This window comes from Pseudomonas sp. NFACC24-1 (genome assembly GCF_900115235.1).
GTDB lineage: Bacteria > Pseudomonadota > Gammaproteobacteria > Pseudomonadales > Pseudomonadaceae > Aquipseudomonas > Aquipseudomonas fluorescens_AA.
The window spans coordinates 35,711-52,431 of sequence record NZ_FOVS01000039.1 but is presented as its reverse complement, the minus strand read 5'-3'; the positions used below and the strand labels follow the sequence as shown (position 1 = coordinate 52,431).

The 16,721-nt window shown below is 52.0% G+C and carries 11 protein-coding genes and 4 pseudogenes; 3 read left to right on the top strand and 12 right to left on the bottom strand.

Features of this window, described 5'->3' with window-relative positions; translation table 11 throughout:
* Positions 1-203, bottom strand: a pseudogene (locus BM317_RS26100) (hypothetical protein); the annotation flags it as partial.
* 138 nt (positions 204-341) lie between these two features.
* Here BM317_RS26100 and BM317_RS26095 point away from each other — a divergent pair.
* Both BM317_RS26095 and BM317_RS26090 read left to right on the top strand, forming a co-directional pair.
* A pseudogene (locus BM317_RS26095) lies at positions 342-1,402 on the top strand (IS3 family transposase); the annotation flags it as partial.
* An 11-nt stretch (positions 1,403-1,413) separates the two neighbouring features.
* Positions 1,414-1,659 (top strand): annotated as a pseudogene (locus BM317_RS26090) (transposase domain-containing protein); the annotation flags it as partial.
* Between the two features lie 19 nt (positions 1,660-1,678).
* Here BM317_RS26090 and folD read toward each other — a convergent pair.
* From folD to BM317_RS26055, 7 genes are all read right to left on the bottom strand, one after another.
* Positions 1,679-2,569, bottom strand: a complete 891-nt coding sequence (gene folD, locus BM317_RS26085) for a bifunctional methylenetetrahydrofolate dehydrogenase/methenyltetrahydrofolate cyclohydrolase FolD (RefSeq protein ID WP_092174224.1) — start codon at positions 2,567-2,569, stop codon at positions 1,679-1,681.
* Positions 2,570-2,603: 34 nt separating this feature from the next.
* Positions 2,604-3,863: an aminomethyl transferase family protein gene (locus BM317_RS26080; protein ID WP_256574264.1), complete on the bottom strand. Its 1,260-nt coding sequence runs from the start codon at positions 3,861-3,863 to the stop codon at positions 2,604-2,606.
* 36 nt (positions 3,864-3,899) lie between these two features.
* Positions 3,900-4,769, bottom strand: coding sequence for a formyltetrahydrofolate deformylase (purU, locus tag BM317_RS26075; protein ID WP_256574263.1), 870 nt, complete (start codon positions 4,767-4,769; stop codon positions 3,900-3,902).
* Positions 4,770-5,393: 624 nt separating this feature from the next.
* Complete coding sequence (locus BM317_RS26070) at positions 5,394-6,152, bottom strand: SDR family NAD(P)-dependent oxidoreductase (protein ID WP_092174233.1); 759 nt, start codon at positions 6,150-6,152, stop codon at positions 5,394-5,396.
* Positions 6,149-8,581: an efflux RND transporter permease subunit gene (locus BM317_RS26065; protein ID WP_092174236.1), complete on the bottom strand. Its 2,433-nt coding sequence runs from the start codon at positions 8,579-8,581 to the stop codon at positions 6,149-6,151. Before BM317_RS26065 ends, BM317_RS26070 begins: the two co-directional genes overlap by 4 nt.
* Positions 8,578-9,669, bottom strand: coding sequence for a WD40/YVTN/BNR-like repeat-containing protein (locus tag BM317_RS26060; RefSeq protein ID WP_092476813.1), 1,092 nt, complete (start codon positions 9,667-9,669; stop codon positions 8,578-8,580). Before BM317_RS26060 ends, BM317_RS26065 begins: the two co-directional genes overlap by 4 nt.
* A 74-nt stretch (positions 9,670-9,743) precedes the next feature.
* Positions 9,744-11,084: a DUF1329 domain-containing protein gene (locus tag BM317_RS26055; RefSeq protein ID WP_170842375.1), complete on the bottom strand. Its 1,341-nt coding sequence runs from the start codon at positions 11,082-11,084 to the stop codon at positions 9,744-9,746.
* A gap of 373 nt (positions 11,085-11,457) precedes the next feature.
* Here BM317_RS26055 and BM317_RS26050 point away from each other — a divergent pair, with 373 nt between their 5' ends.
* Complete coding sequence (locus tag BM317_RS26050) at positions 11,458-12,354, top strand: dioxygenase family protein (RefSeq protein WP_092174245.1); 897 nt, start codon at positions 11,458-11,460, stop codon at positions 12,352-12,354.
* A gap of 66 nt (positions 12,355-12,420) precedes the next feature.
* Here the strand turns inward: BM317_RS26050 and BM317_RS31290 are convergent, their stop codons facing one another.
* The 4 genes and pseudogenes from BM317_RS31290 to BM317_RS26035 all read right to left on the bottom strand — a co-directional run bounded on the left by BM317_RS31290 (position 12,421) and on the right by BM317_RS26035 (position 16,624).
* The gene (locus BM317_RS31290; RefSeq protein ID WP_256574265.1) at positions 12,421-13,125 is read right to left on the bottom strand and encodes a methyl-accepting chemotaxis protein; all 705 of its coding nucleotides are present in this window, start codon (positions 13,123-13,125) and stop codon (positions 12,421-12,423) included.
* A gap of 153 nt (positions 13,126-13,278) precedes the next feature.
* Positions 13,279-13,476, bottom strand: a pseudogene (locus BM317_RS31285) (HAMP domain-containing protein); the annotation flags it as partial.
* A 635-nt stretch (positions 13,477-14,111) separates the two neighbouring features.
* On the bottom strand, positions 14,112-15,332 hold the full coding sequence (locus BM317_RS26040) for an MFS transporter (protein ID WP_092174251.1): 1,221 nt from the start codon (positions 15,330-15,332) through the stop codon (positions 14,112-14,114).
* Positions 15,333-15,349: 17 nt separating this feature from the next.
* Complete coding sequence (locus tag BM317_RS26035; protein WP_092174254.1) at positions 15,350-16,624, bottom strand: glycine cleavage T C-terminal barrel domain-containing protein; 1,275 nt, start codon at positions 16,622-16,624, stop codon at positions 15,350-15,352.
* Between the last annotated feature and the right edge of the window lie 97 nt (positions 16,625-16,721).

Genomic DNA, 16,721 nt, shown 5'->3' with positions numbered 1-16,721 from the left:
GCAGGCACTTCGGGGTTCCATTCGAATACGCCAACTCTGCCGTAGAACACAGCCGGCGCGTTGGCGTCGAGGCGCCGGTCGGGACACATGACCAGGCCGCGGTCAAGCATAACCCGCAACGCGCCGACAGGCACCGCCTTCACCGTGGGCGTGGTGCGCTCGGTGCTGTGGCCGGGGCAGACATTGGCCGAGCGAGTCACCATGTCCTCGACCACTTGACGATCAGATTGAGCCTGCGCCGAAAAGACAACGGCAGACAAGGCGAGCACTACAAGATTTGACTTACAGGGCACGCGAAACCGCCTATGGAAAAAAATACTCCAGCGTTTCGGACCGCCCCCATTGAGGTGGTCGAGTCTGCGCTGCGTCGCTGGGTGAGCCAGCTCCAGCAGGAGCGCAATGGCGTAACGCCTCAGAGCAACGCCCTGACGCCCGAGCAGCAGAAAATCCAGGGGCTGGAAGCCCGGATCGCCCGTCTTGAGCGGGAGAAATCCATTTTAAAAAAGGCTACCGCGCTCTTGATGTCAGAAGAGTACGAGCGCATGCGCTGATTGATCAGCTCAATGCCCATGAGCCGATCGAGTTGCTGTGCGAAGTGTTCGAGATACCTCGCTCGTGCTATTACGACCATTGCCTGCAACGCCGAGCCCCAAACGCTGAGCGGATTCGTCTACGCAGCCGGGTCAATGAACTGTTCGGGCAAAGTCGAGGCGCAGCCGGCAGCTGCAGTATCGTGTCGATGATGCAGGAGGATGACGAGCAAATCGGTCGGTTCAAGGTGCGTGGCCTGATACGGGAGCTGGGATTAATCAGCAAGCAACCGGGCTTGCATGCTTATAAAAAGGCAACAGGGGCGCGGCCTGATATTCCGAATATTTTGAATCGAGAGTTCGATGTACCCGCACCCAATCAGGTCTGGTGTGGCGACATCACCTACGTCTGGGCGCAAGGAAATGGCATTACCTGGCAGTGGTTATGGATCTTTATGCGCGTCGGATTGTGGGTTGGGCGTTTTCGAACAAGGCGGATACGGACTTGGTGATCAAGGCGCTGGACATCGCTTATGAGCAACGCGGCAAGCCTCAGGGCCTGCTGTTTCACTTCGATCTGGGCGCCCAATATGGGAGCCGACAGTTTCGCCAGCGGCTTTGGTGATACCGCATACGCCAGAGCATGAGTCGCCGAGGTAATTGCTACGACAACTCGCCGATGGAGTGTGTATTCCGCAGTTTGAAAACTGAGTGGATACCGACCGTGGGCTACATGACGGCCCAAGAGGCTCAGCGGGATTTCAGTCATTATCTGATGCATCGTTACAACTGGATTCCGCCACACCAGTTCAATGATGGACTGGCACCCGCTCAGTACGAGAAAAAACCTTAACGTCGTGTCCGGGATTAGTTGTCCACTACAAATAACACCGCCGAGCGTACGATCCGGCCCTTCGTCATCGGAAGGAAGAACTGGTTGTTCAGCGATACGCCCAAAGGCGCGATGGCGAGTGCTCACCTCTACAGCCTGGTCGAGACCGCCAAAGCCAACGGCCAAGAGTCTTATGCGTGGCTGCACCACGCACTCGAACTCCTGCCACAGGCATCCTCGGTCGAAGATTACGAAGCCCTGTGGCCGTGGAACTGCAAGCCTCGAGCCCACAGCTAAACGCGTCGCCCACTTTTGACTAGGTGGGGTTTATGGAGCTCTTACAATCGATCTGGCGCTTGGCAGCTACAAGCGTGTTCTCAAGCAAACAAGCGATGGTCATAGGCCCAACCCCACCTGGCACAGGAGTGATGGCGCCAGCGCGTTCACATGCACCATCGAAATCTACGTCGCCGACCAACCGGGTACGGCCGTCCTCGAGAGCGATTCTAGAGATCCCGACATCGACGACTGTGGCACCTGACTTGATCCAACTGCCTGAGATCATCTGCGGCACCCCGGTTGCCACAACCAAGATATCCGCCTCACGACACCGCTCTCGTAGATCTATAGTCTTGCTGTGAGCAATCGTCACCGTACAGCGTTCCTTCAATAGGAGCCGAGCCATTGGCTTGCCTACGATATTGGAGGCTCCTACAACCAGAGCATTCAATCCCGCAAGCTCGGTCCGAACATGTTTGATAAGCAGCATCACGCCCGCGGGCGTGCAAGGCACAATCGACTCCAAGCCAGCAGCCAATCGACCCGTGTTGGTAACAGTGAAACCGTCAACGTCCTTATTGGGGTTGATCCGTTCGATTACTCGATTCACATCAATCCCTTTAGGCAAAGGTAACTGCACGAGGATTCCATGCACAGACTCGTCGTCATTGAGATTATCAATACGACCCAGCAACTCCTCTTCTGTTACATCAGCAGGCAAACGAAATTCGAAAGAGTGCATACCCACAGCCTCGGTCGCGATTACCTTGTTCCGGACATATACTTCGCTCGCCGGATCGCCACCTACGAGAACAACGGCTAAACCAGGTGCGTAACCGTATTGATCTGCGAAATCACGTACGCCGAGTGCAACCTGCTCACGCAATCGCAACGCCGCAGCCTTTCCATCAATCAATTGAGCTGACATATATTGTCATTCCACCCGTTGTCACTGGAGCCGTTCAAGTACGGCGGTTGTCGGTCTTGTAAGGCGCCGGTGCGATAGTGGCACGAATCGGAAGCTGCGGCTCGCCTGGGTTCCCCCAAACAACGATGACCTCTGTTCCAACGGCTGCTGATGCGACATCAATGACACAAAGAGAAAGCATTTCGCGGAAGAAGTAGCTGTAACCCCGCGAAGTCGATACTCCCACTTCACGCCCGTTAAGCAGAACCTTATCGGCGTACATGAATCCTCGCTGATCACGTGGCAGCTCCATGAATGCGTAGGGGTCACCTTTTTTGAACAGAGAGGCGAACACTTGGAGGACGTCATCCGGATTCCAAAGCAAGGTCCGAATTACACGGCGTGGATTTGCGACTTCGGCTTCCAAGGCATGGCGGCCAATGAAGTCATGGTCAAACTTCACGTTGCGGCCCCAACCTAGCTCTACGGGGCTGCGGTACCAAGCACTCACATCGTCTGCTTCGAAGCTACCAGCGACATTAAAGGTTGACGCGAAAGCCGGCAGGTTGGCCTCAAACTCCGCGCGATACTCAGCCATGTCCTCACTGAAGATGGCTGGCAAATAATCGGTGATGATGGTTGGAAAACACGCTTCCAGATGGTTAATGAATGCCGCTCGGCCGCCTAACTTACGCATATCGAACTCTTGGCCTGCCTGCCAAACGGCCTCATACACTTCGTCTGCATATTCGGCCGGACCTTGAAGCTCAACACCAGGCTCTCCCGACATGCCCTGACGCAACGCATACACGTCGTGCCCGGCGATATTGACTACTTGCGAATGCATGAATTTGATCTCATGCAGAGAGACGCCTGTGAGCCTAGCAATCACAGCCGCCGCATGTGGGCCGGCAATCTGAAAATTGAAGCCGTTCACTACTTCCGAAGTAACTCGATAATTACCCTTGCGCAAGTGGAAATCCATAAGGAATCCACCACGACCGAAAAGCATATAATCGTCTTCCCCCCAACGACTTAAAATACCTTCGTGGATTACCTTACCGTCTTGATTGCAATGGGTCACATGCTTTGACTGCATGACGTCGAATTTAGCGAAGCTATTAATTGATGTATCGGAAAACAACCTCAGCACATCGGGCCCACGATAACGTCGCTGCCAAAGGAAAGACCAATCGCCGATATAGCAATTGTTTTTCCAAGACATACTTTCATCCAGCCAGTCGGTGTACTCCGGCATTCCCCATCGAGAAGTAAAGTAACCTTCTGGGGTTTTTCTGAAATTCTTCGGCAGCACGTTGCTTCTCCTTGTACTACGATTTTTCTTAAGGATTTAACCTTCAAAAATGATCGTTTTACGCCCATTAGGGATTACGCGATCTTCAAGATATGCGCGGACAGCACGAGCCAATACACGGCGCTCAATATCTCTGCCCTTACGCACCAAATCATCTGCAGAGTCGCGATGAGAAATACGCTCTACGTCTTGCTCAATGATCGGCCCCTCATCAAGGTCCGCAGTGACGAAGTGGGACGTTGCACCAATGAGTTTCACGCCCCGTTCATGAGCCTGGTGATATGGCCTGGCGCCTTTGAAGCCGGGGAGGAAGCTGTGATGAATGTTGATACAACGCCCTTCAAGCTTTCTCGATAGGTCGTCGGAGAGAATTTGCATGTAACGAGCCAGTACAACGAGATCAGTTTTGGTCGATTGAACGAGTTCCCAGAGCTTTGTCTCTTGGTCGACCTTTGTCTCCGGTGTGACAGGCAGGTAATAAAATGTGATGCCCTGCAAATCTACTCCGCGATACCGCTCCTGAGGGTGATTCGCCACTACTGCGGAGATCTCCATTGGCAACTCGCCAATCCGGCTCCGATAAAGTAGGTCTCGTAAACAATGGTCAAAACCGGAAACCAGCAGCATCACGCGCTTGCGCTCTGTCTGAGCACGCAATGACCAATCCATGTTGTTGCGATCAGCAATGGGGGCGAAACCTTCCTTGATTTCAGAAAGCGAGAGGACAACCTGAGGGTCCAGGGCGTCGAAAACCACTCGCATAAAAAAACGATTGGTGTCGATATCATCGAACTGTTGCGCATCAAGAATGTTGCAACGCTGCTCAAACAAATAGCTAGAAACAGCAGCAACAATGCCCGCCTTGTTCGGACAAGAGAGCAACATAATATATTTTTCGCCATTCAATTTGGCACCTCCAAATCACCAACCTATAAATAAAACTACGAAAGCGCACCCTTGAGCCGATCTTCTAATTTGCAAACATGCAAATCGTCGATCAGACAAACTCAATCAACGCGGCACACCCATAAAAAATCATTATCAAGCATTAAAAACCGACATAAACATTAGTTACGGAAAGTTCGGCCACCCCGTAAAACCCAGTGGCAGGCTTACACATGGGTAGTGGGGGTTCAGGCACTCCGCACCTCTAGAGACAGGTTCTTTTCGGGTTAGCAAAATACCTACCGATCCAAGAACGAAAAAAGTGACAAAGAACACTACGACGATCTTTTTTGTTATTTTCATCTCACCGCTCCACCAGAGAAGAATCTCAGTCTTTATTTGATCCTTTCTGAGGCAGGTTTGAACCTATCTTTCGAAAGGCGAGCTACCAAGACTCTCTCCTGAACAAGGCTGGATACTGATGAGAAGTAGGCTTTATCCATGAGGATAACAGCGGATCCAGAACGTCCGTCCTTGGACAAACGCCAAGGGAAACACCAACCACTCAAGATCCAACCGATCTGGCGGCCGGATCGGAGCACCGTTTACTTGTCGAGGTTTGCTTTTCATTGGCGCCGGATATGGCTAGGCGACCGTAAGACCGCCATCCACTGCGAGAACATGGCCAGTGACGAAGGAAGCACCATCTGAAGCCAGCCACGCGATCGCAGTAGCAACCTCCGATGAATGAGCAATCCTCCCCATTGGCACCATGTTGGCAATATCATCAAGTGCGATATGCCCACCCACCATCCTGTCCAACAGACCAGTGCGCACCGGACCAGGGGCAACCGCGTTAATGCGGATGCCGCATCTTCCCTGCTCGACTGCTGCTGCTTTGGTTAACCCTGCGATGGCATGTTTGCTCGCGCTGTACATCGCAACGTTGGAGATAGCGCGAAGGCCCGCACTGGAGCCTGTATTGACAATGATGCCCCCTCCCTGTGTATGCATATGCAGAATCTGGTACTTCATGCCATGCCAGACCCCCTTCAGATTGATGTCCATAATACGCTGGCAATCTTGCGCAGAAAGTGTTTCAACGGGGCCAAAAGGCCCCTCGATTCCGGCGTTGTTAATCGCAATGTCGATTCGGCCCCAGCGCTCAACCGTCGCTCGAATGAGCATTTCGATTGCGGTCTCATCTCGAACATCAACTACCAGGAATGCGATATCGCCAATGAGTTCCGATAAAACTTGGTTACCCTGCTCTTCATCGATGCCTGCCATCATTACTCGAGCCCCAGCTCCTGCAAAAAGCTCCACGGTTGCCAGCCCAATACCTGAGGTGCCACCAATCACCAGCACCACCTTGCCGGAGAAGTCGAACGTTATGTTGCTCATACTTGCTCCTTCAGTAAGTGACGACTTGGCTTGTCAGCCTCCTGTTTGCGCGCTGGCTGAAAAACCTCATCTTTATTTTTCGCGCCTGGCAGGAGGAACGCCGCCAAACTGGGGAGCAGAATCAGGGCCCCAAACATATTGACCAAGAACATGAACGCTAGCAGCAAGCCCATATCTGCTTGGAACTTGATCGGTGAAAACATCCAGGTAGCTACACCCGCAGCCAAGGTCAGGCCAGTCAGCATGACCACCCGCCCAACAAACAGCAGCGATCTGGCATACGCCTCGGAAAGCGTAGCTCCGGCGCGCTGACAAGCTAATGTGACGCTGAGAATATAAAGTGCATAGTCGATACCGATACCCACACCCAAAGCCGTTACTGGCAATGTCGCAACCTTGAGCCCGATACCTAGGACCACCATCAGTGCTTCAGCCAAAATACTGGTCAACAGTAGAGGTAGTACGGCAACAAGTACCGCACGCCATGAGCGGAATGCGAGCAAACTGAGTAGAACCACTGCCGTATACACACCAAACAACATCAGGTAGTTGTTGTGCTTGACCACCTGATTGGTTGCGGCTTCAATGCCGGCAGTTCCAGCAGCCAAGAGAAACCTCACATCGTCGGTGTTGTGCTCCTGTGCAAAACGTTCGATCTCTGAAACGACACCCTGCAATGTGGCAGCTCGGTGATCCGCCAAATAAACATACAAAGAGAGCAAATTGCAGTCTTCGTTGAATAAGCCCCTAGGGGCCTGCGTAACAATGGAGTTGAGCACACGCTGATTAGGTACGATTTCTGCCCATTTAAAGCTGCCCTCGTTGAAGGCGGAACCCAACTGCTTCGCCAGGTCGGCGAAAGAGTTGCTGAGCACCACACCTGGCTGCTGCTCCAACCGCTGCTGCAGCGCACGCATTTTCACCAAGGTCCCGTAATCAGCGCACTTGTCAGTGGGCGTAGTAATCATGACCGCCAACAGGTCGCTACTTGTCGCGTAATTCCTGGTCAGATAGTCATTGTCACGATTGTAAGTAGAGTCGGCACGTAGCTCTGGTGCCCCCGCATCCAGATCACCAATTTGAAGGTGAGTGGAAATGGCTGCTCCACCAACAGCCAGTGCAATTGCGACAGCTATCGCATACGCCGCCCAACGACGTTGGGTGAAAAGGTCAAGGAAACGCCAGAATCCGCTGGGCGCCCCCGATGCAGCTTGCTCCTGGGCCAACGCTCGGGTAGCCGCCCGTTTATTCACGCCGGTGTAAGTCAGAAGAATTGGCAGCAAAATCAGATTGGTAAAAATTAGAATCGCTACGCCGATACTCGCCGTGATCGCCAGTTGGCGAATTGCCTCAATGTTCACCAACATCAGGACCGCGAAACCGACAGCATCACAAACGAGGGCGGTAAACCCCGCCATAAACAAACGGCGAAACGTATTACGGGCTGCATCCACGCGGTGCATGCCACGACCGATATCCTGCATCACTCCATTCATCTTCTGCGCACCGTGGCTCATACCGATGGCGAAGATGAGGAAAGGCACCAATATCGAATAGGGGTCCAGCCGAAAACCAATCATTGGCAGCAGTCCAAGCTGCCATACCACGGCGATCAATGAGCAGGCTACGACAATCGCAGTACTACGCAGGCAACGGGTAAACCAAAACACCATTGCCGTAGCGATGGCCACCGCGATACCGAAGAAAATAAGGATTTGCAGCAGGCCATCTATCAGGTCACCCATGACCTTGGCAAATCCGACGATGTGGATACTTATTCCGTCTTTCTGGTACTTGGCACGGATAGCCTCAAGACGCTGGGAAAGCACTCCGTAATTGAGTGCTTGTTCGGCCTGAGCATCGTAGTCCAACAGCGGAACAACAATCGTGCTAGAACGGAAATCTGAGGCAACAAGCCGCCCGACAATTGCGGATCGCATGATATTAGTCCGTAGTTCTTCCATGCTGGACTTAGATCCATCGAAGGAGTCAGGCATGACGGGGCCGCCGTCAATCCCCTCTTCCGTTACGGCCATCCAACGAACGCCACGCGTCCAAAGAGATTGGACATACGAGCGCTCTACGCCCGGCAGAAGAATCAGCTCATCATTGACCTTCTGCAGAGTGTCCAGATATTTCGGGTCGAGAACACTTCCATTGTCGGTGGCAACGATGACTCTCAGACTATTGCCCAACCCTTTGAGATCATCCTCATGGGAAAGATAGTTTTGAATGTACGGGTGATCATTTGGGATCACTGCCTTGAAACTTGCGTTGAGTTCCAGATGTCGCGTCTGGAAAGCGAGAAATAATGTTACCAATAGGCACAGAAGCACTATCAAACCGCGGCGACTAAATAGTACCCGCTCCAGAAAAGTCCCTGCTGCGGGGTCAAAAGGCTCATTTGAGTTTTGAATTTCAACTTTCATTGTGCGGACTCCCCTGCAGACAGACTTAGGGTCTGCACCCCACTCGGGCCAACTAACAACAATTGATCGTCGTTTACTTGGATTGCTTCGGCAGCTGGCGCAAGCTGTTTATTTAGGGCACGAAAATCATCGGAGCGCTGATTTCCCATGACAACCTGACCATTTTCAGCCAGGAGAAGAATGCGCCCATCTTTCAGAACCAAGCCGCCCTGAATAGATGCGGAAGTCCCTGTTTCAAACTGCTGCCAGCTTTCGCCCCGATCAAAGGATCGAATGGCACTCCCCCGCAGACCAAACGCCACCGAGGCGCTATCACCCATAACGACCCCAAATAGGGTACCGGAATATGGCTGATCGATAGCTTGATAAGCCCCGTTACCGAGGCGGCGAAGCAGCAGGCCTTGCTCACCTACCACCAGATCTTGCCCTCTTAGCGACGTGCTGCTGTAGTAATGGAGCGAACCCGGGTTGAAATCCTCGGTTTGTAATGGCAACCAAGTTTTACCTCCATCGAGGCTACGTAATGCAATGCCAAAAGCACCAAAAATGGTGATCCGCTGGGTATCCTCCACCTGCATAGTAAGAAAGGGTTTGTCTGGGCCGTCCTGTACCAGCAACTCAGCTTGATGAAGGAATTTTAAAGCACGCTCATCTTGATCGCCTTTTAGTGAGACTTCGCGCTGGGCCTGCTCCAGAAACAACTGGGCAACCCTCATGCCATCGAGCTGAACCTCCCAATTCTCGCCGCCGTCTGCAGTGTGCAAAACCACGCCGAGGTGACCGATAACCCAACCTTCCTTGGCAGTAGCAAACCGAACTTGGGTAAGAAGAACGTTTACAGGGACTTCAGCTTGGCGCCAGGTCTTACCGATGTCGTCGGAAAGAATCACTCGCCCATTTTCACCCACAGCGACAAGACGATCGCCCGCTCTTACTACGCTGAGCAGGTATCCATTTTCCGGATGATTGACTACAACACTTGGCTGCTTCAACACTTCGGGCAACGAGAGCACATCTGCGTGTGCGAAATATCCCAAACCACTCAGCAAGAATGCTGTCGCGATTCGTCCTGCTTTTTTCTCAACCATACAATTCACCGATGAGAAAGTAACTGCAAAGCAGCGACGCGGAGCGCCGCTGCCCTCCAACTCAAACCTTCTTCTTAACGAAGAGCGTCCTGAGTTAATGCTTCAGCGGTGAAATAAGAACGTGGACGAGGCTCGACAGGGGTATAGTTTTTGACGTAACCAGCAACCGTGTAGGCGCGTTGCTGGAAGTCCAGGCTTTGGTATGGAAGAGTCACTACACCCGGCAGATCGTAACTTACCGCAGTGTAACCAATGCCACCGCGCCACAGCTTACCCTGAGCATCGTAAAGGTCAGAGGCTACGATGTTCCAGCTGTCCTCATCCATATAGACCTTGCGCTTAGGTGCAGCATTGCGCTTTCCGTCCTTAAGAATGCCTTCCACTTCCCATACCCGATGCAGTTCCCAGCGAACGACAGACGGATCCACAAAGTTAGCGCCCAACGTTTTCTCCGGATCGGAAGCGAGCAATGCGTTGGTGTTGTATGGAATGTACATTTCACGCTTGGTTACCAGCTTCCAATTGTACTGCTCAGGTGACCCGAAAAAGCCGTATGACTCATCAAACTGCGCGAGACCTGAAATATAGAAGTTTGGCGTGTCAAACTGCACGTTCGGAAGTTTACGAACGCGTCGTTGGCCTGGCATGTACTGCCAAGAACCTGGCTGGTGGGCTTCGTAGTCGCTTGGAAAGAGGCCAATCAAAGCTTCACCAGCGCTACGTCCTGGGGCAGTAGTTTTTGCACGATGCCACCACCACCAACCATCAAAATCTTTCTCACCACCAGGCAATGAGTAACGGTAGAACTCGTTGATGTCGATTACGGATGTCAAAGAGCGACGGCCACTGCCATCGGCCATGTAGAGCCGGTAGACGGTATCTACCGCGGTCCCCTTCCAGGAAAGAAAGTGGTTCCATAGCACTTCACTACCCGTCTTTGGGATCGGGAATGGAGTGCCGCCGTACGCGTTCTCGATGGCCAATCCATCTTTAGCCGAGCTCGCGCTAACAGCGTTTTTCGCCGCGTAGTCGTAGAACCACTGAGGAGCAGACGCCGTACGGTGTGTGTCGTAAACATCTACTTGATAGCCAGGATAATTCTTAAGCATGTAGTACACGCTGTCGGAAAGCTTCGGCTTGTACTGATCGGCATTAGCAGCAGTGATCTGAAATTTTAACTTTTCATCTGGAAATGGAAGCGGGGAGAACGACCCTGGCTGGTGTCCAGCTGGCTTTTGCTGGTATCCACCGGTCCACTTAGGGATGGTACCGTCAGCATTTCCTGCCATCTCTGCGCCAACGGGTGTCAACGTGGTACCCAGTTGCTTAGCTTGCTCGGGGCTGACAGCAGCATAAGCACCGCTGGCCATACAAAGCGGAAATAGCAGCAGCAAAGCCATCTTATTCTTGTTCATGCGTATGGTTCTCTTGTTGTTATTACAGAGGCTGGTTCCGGCACCGTCGCGAAAATGGCAGCCGCAATGCATGCGACGCTTTAGACTTGACCGACCTTTCCATTCCAAGCCGCTAAATCCGCAGGCGCGATATTGCTCCTGTGATATCGGCCAAGAAGCATTTAGGCCGCTTAACGCTTTCTTACGGACAGACCGATGACTAAACCTATTTCCGCCGCCGCGTACGCACACCTATCGAAAGATAGAGGGCCGTCATGAAACGCTTAGCTATCTTTAGGTAGGAGCAGAAACGCGTCAGTGATTCCAAAATAAAAATGGAAAGATGAATTTTCACCACGACATCGCATAGAAAAGTGTCAATCTAGGATCCTTTATGAGCGATAAGATTACTGGCCTCACCAACGACGTTATAAAACAGATGGCTGGCACGCCCTCGCTACGTTTGCGAGAAATCATGGAAAGCGCCGTACGCCACCTTCACGCATTCGCTAACGAGGTTCAACTGACACCGGAAGAATGGATAGCAGGTATTTCATTTCTCACAGAAACCGGTCAAATGTGTAACGCCAACCGACAAGAATTCATCTTGCTTTCGGACACCCTCGGCCTTTCAAGCCTTGTAAATTTGCTGCACGACCAAGATGGTCTTTCCCAAGCGACAGAAAGCAGCGTGCTTGGCCCCTTCTTTCGGGAGAACGCTCCGTCGCTCGGCCATGGGGAATCCATTGCCAAACCCGGCAATGAAGGTGTCGCAGTCTCCTACTATGGACAGATAACCGATACCGACGACACTCCGATAGCCGACGCAAACATACAGATTTGGCAGACTGACTCAGAGGGCCGGTACGACATCCAGCTTCACGGCCAGGAGGTAATGGATATGAGGGGCAGCTTCACCAGTGACTCGGATGGCTGGTATCGAGCACGCAGCGTGTTACCGAAGAGTTATCCACTACCCGAAGACGGTCCAGTGAGGCGCATGCTCACAGTCCAGGAACGACACGGATATCGACCGGCACATATCCACTTCCTTATTAGCGCACCAGGCTATAAAGAACTTGTGACGGCCTTGTATCTCGAGGGGGACCCGTATCTCCAGTCTGACACCGTGTTCGGCGTTACCACTTCAAAGCTCATTGTCACGCCGAGCCGGGACGAGATGGATCCACTTTCTGGGCTCTCTTCGATTCGCTATGACTTCAAATTGGCAAAAGGAACAGCTGATGCCTGCAGAGTGGGTGCTGACGTGTCCAAGATACACATTCAGTAACTCTTGTTCTTACCGATTACCGTCGGGGTTTGGGCACCACTCGGTGCCCCTTTTTGCATGATGTGATCAGATCTGAAACCGCCGGACCCACTGACTCAATTCAACGCTAAGGTTCTTCAGTACCTTACTGTAATGACCGCTTTCACGCGCGCTCAACGCCCCCACCTGCGCCTCATCACGAACGCGCAGCACACTTCGACTAACCTGCTCCGCAACATTGCTTTGCTGGACGGCAGTCGTAGCAATCTGTTCACTCATTTCACCTATCAATGAGGCAGATTCGGTAATGGCACGAAGCGCTGTATCAGCGAGTCCTGCCTGATCGACAGCCTGACGAGCTTGGCCAAGACAGTTCTCACTATGGGATAGCGCCTGTCGCGTGAGCGCCTGCAGCGACTCGATCGTTAAAGCAATCTCCATGGTGGCGCCTTGGCTGCGTTTAGCCAATGCGCGCACCTCGTCCGCCACCACTGCGAACCCCCTTCCCTGCTCGCCCGCCCTGGCGGCCTCAATGGCAGCATTCAAAGCTAATAAGTTTGTCTGCTCTGCTACGGATCTAATAACATCAAGAATACCGCCAATACGATCACTTTCCAGTGTGAGGTCAACCATGCTAGCCCGAGTTGCTGTCACCCCTTCTGCGAGGCTATCAATACTTTCAACGGCGTCGGCCACAAGTTTGGCCCCCGAACGAGCCTGGTGCTCTGCTTGCCGTACCGCTTCAGAGGCACGTTGAGTGTGCCCCGCGACATCACGGACACTGGCAGCCATCTCGATCATAGCCGAAGCACTTTTCTCGGACTCTTCAGTTTGCCGCTGTGCCGCATGACCCGCATTGCTGCTAACGTCTTGGAAGTCTGACGCGACCTTACCCAATTGCTCAACCACTTTAACAACGCGCTCTACCATTCCACGTAGTCCGAGGGTCATTGCCTGCATGGAGCCGAGAAGTTCCCCTAGTTCATCTTTACGCTGGTGGTCAAACTCCGCTCGCAAATCACCATTTGCAATGGCGCGTAGTGCGCTAACCGAGCGGTGCAATGGGTTCACGATCTGATAACGCAATAGAACTGTGGAGAATGTCGCGACAATGATGAGTAAGAAACTACTAAGTCCTAACATCATTAGCACACGCTGGCTAACAACGATCATGCTTTGACCTTGCGCCCAATAGGCGGAGTCGCCCTTTTCTATGAGATTTTTAGCTTGCCGCCCCAATGCTTCAACTTCTGCCGGAGTAGCAGCCTCGCTCTCCTGTTTCTTTCTGATTTCTTCGAAAAGCGTTCGATATTCGACAGCCGCGCGCCGCATTTCATCGAGGACTGGCCGCTGATCGCTATCAGGGTACTTTTCGATTAGCGCGTCAAGTTTTGACTTGACGGCTTCGAGTGATTCCTTCGCACTCTGTGCCGCATCTAAAGCACCATCGATACGATAATTCTGTTGCGCAACCTCGGCCTTGAGAAGAAGGATTTGACTCTCCGAGACGCCGGTCATCAAATCACCTCGCTCGAAGAGTGCAAATATTCCATAAAAGCCGGCACCGGCGACACCGAGCGCCAATAACACCGTAACTCCAAACCCCCAAAGCAGTTTGTTATTCACCGAAAAATTATCAAAAGCGTTCCACATATCGACTCCATGACCAGCACGACCCCTTGACTAGGAGCACGTGATTACCTCACATCAAAGAGCTGGATGTGCCAGCAGCGTCATTACCAATGAATTAGAGCCAGTGACCAAATCTAGCTTCTCGTTTACTCGAAGCGTGCAGTCGCACTGACGCTTCTACTGCGCATGGGTAGAAGGAGATAACTGGCCCCCCAAGCGAGAACGGTAATCACGACGAAGTAATACCAGTGCCCCATTTGTAAAGTCGTGAAGTACAACGGAGCGGAAAGCGCTGCACCTATGCCAGTGATCTGTCCGACCAGGCCAGCAGCAGCTCCAGATTGACCAGGTTCCGACAGCACTCTTGGAAGCAAGGAAAATACAAAAGCGATAAATCCACCTACGCACAATTGAAGAAGCATGGCTCCACCAACAACGAAGGGAAGCACTCCGCTTGGCCAATAAAATATGAAGCTGCCTATAGTCGCGCTGGCAAGAATAAGCATGGCAAGCAAAGCAGCACTCCAGCCCTTTGCCAGTAGTCCACCAATGATAATACTACCCAAGATCCCACACAGACTTGCCACAGCCATCGACTGAGCAGCGAGTCCCATTTCCATCCCATGAATTTTGCTGAGATAGATCGCACCTACTGCGCTGCTACCGATGCCTGCCAATGCGGAAAGACTCAAGCTAAAGCCGAAGCGCAGTACCCTCTTATTGCAAAGCACTTCAGTCAAACCGTTCCCCTTGGAAACGATTCTCAAGCCCGGAATGCCGAGGAAGACAAAACACAAACATCCCGCAATAATGGCATGACATAGAAAAGCTTCACGCCATGTGTCACCACCGGCATACGGTGAAACCAGCAACAGGCCGATGGAATACCCCACTGGCATCACTGTTGACCAGAGCGTGAGCGATTGCACTTGCTGCTTACCCGTAGTAAACATCATCAACAGGCCCTGCCCAGAAGTGAGCAGCGAGACTAAAGCTACACCTTCGATCAGCAGTGTAATACGCAGTGCATCGAATGTTTCCAACCATGAATTCGCAAAACTGGACGCTCCCATGGCGAGAAGACCAATAAGTAAGAGCGGTCTTGGCCCTATACGATCTATCAACCATCCCATCAGCAGCCCTGCGAAAGCTAATGGAATCAGCTGACCAGCTATTGCCATTCCGACCGCAGAAGCTGTGACCCCAAATGTGCGACTGATATCAGTGCTTAAAGGGCCCATCATGCCTAAGGCAGATGTTCCAACTAAGCCATATAAATAAATCAAAGTAATCGGAAACCATTTATTTCTCATAGCAGCCCCAACTAATACCTCGAAAGAAAAATGGCGCAATAAATTTTGCGCCATCAAACAGACTCTGAGCGTTAGCTCAATACGTCTCGCCGTTTATCTTGTTTATATGGCGCGGGAGCCACGGTCGCACGAATCCGAGTCTGTTCGGTACCTGGGTTACCCCACAACACCTCAACTTCGGTTCCAGGCTCACTCAGCGAAGCATCGATAAAAGCCAAGGTTAGAACTTTTCTGAAGTAAAGGCTGTAGCCTGGAGAGGATGAAAACCCTACCGTCTTCCCATCTTTCAGAACTGCATCAGCCCAGGTCATCCACCGGTGCGGGTGTGGAATATCGAGAAAGTCGTACGGTGTTTTCTCGCCAAAAAGAGAAGCATAGAGAGCGATAACGTCATCGTTATTAAACTCCAACGTTACTCGCGCTTTACGAGGATTTTTCGCCTCTTCCTCCAATGCGGCCCGCCCAGTGAAATCGTGGTCAAACTTAACGTTACGTCCCCAGCCAAGTTCATATGGGCTAAGCAGATAGTCGTCGATTGACTCTCCCTGGAAACTACCCTGCAATACCGGAACGATGCCTTTAAGATCGAAGTGCTCGTAAATAAATTCAAGTTGACCTTCGCTCTCTGGTCCGAAGGATGATGGTAGGAAATGCCAAAACGTGGTTGGGAACGCAGCTTCCAAGTGGTTGATCATTGCCGTTCGCCGGCCAAGACGACGTATACCAAAACGCTGACCTGCCGCGATAATGGCATTATATACCGCGTCCTTATCCTTCAGATCACCATGAAACTCGAAGCCGATTTCGCCTGCCATACCTTGACGAAGGGCCTTGACGGTGCACCCGGAAATGGTAACTTCACGAAAGTGCATGAACTTAATGTCCAATAGATCGTCACCGGTAACCTCTTGGCAGACCGCAAGAGCTGTTGGCCCAGAAACCTGCAGTTGAAACGTCTGGCACTCTTTCCACGTTGCGTCATAACCACGCTTTGTCAACTGAAAGGCAGACCAAAAGGCACTGCCAGCTTGGGAAGAAAATCTATTTTCGCCCAAACGCATCAAAACGCCTTCGCCCACTACCTTACCGTTACTATCACACTGAACCACATGCTTAGCTTGGCCTATGGAAAAGTTTTCAAAGCTGTTAACGCTAATATCGCGAAACAGCCTCAATGCCTCTGGGCCTTCGAACTCAACATCCCATAGAAATGACCAATCTCCGATATAGCATGTGCTCTTCCAAGACAGCTGCTCATCCTGCCAAGATGTAAATTCTGGCCCCCCCCAGCCCGGAGAATACGGCGGGGTAGTATTGCGCATGAAGTTAATGATTTCTTTTGACATACAGCTCTCCGAAGATCAGTTATAAAGCTCACTCGCCGGCCATTAAGGACGGACATCTAAAAAACATTTTAACGCCGCTGACAATCTTTCAGAAAAG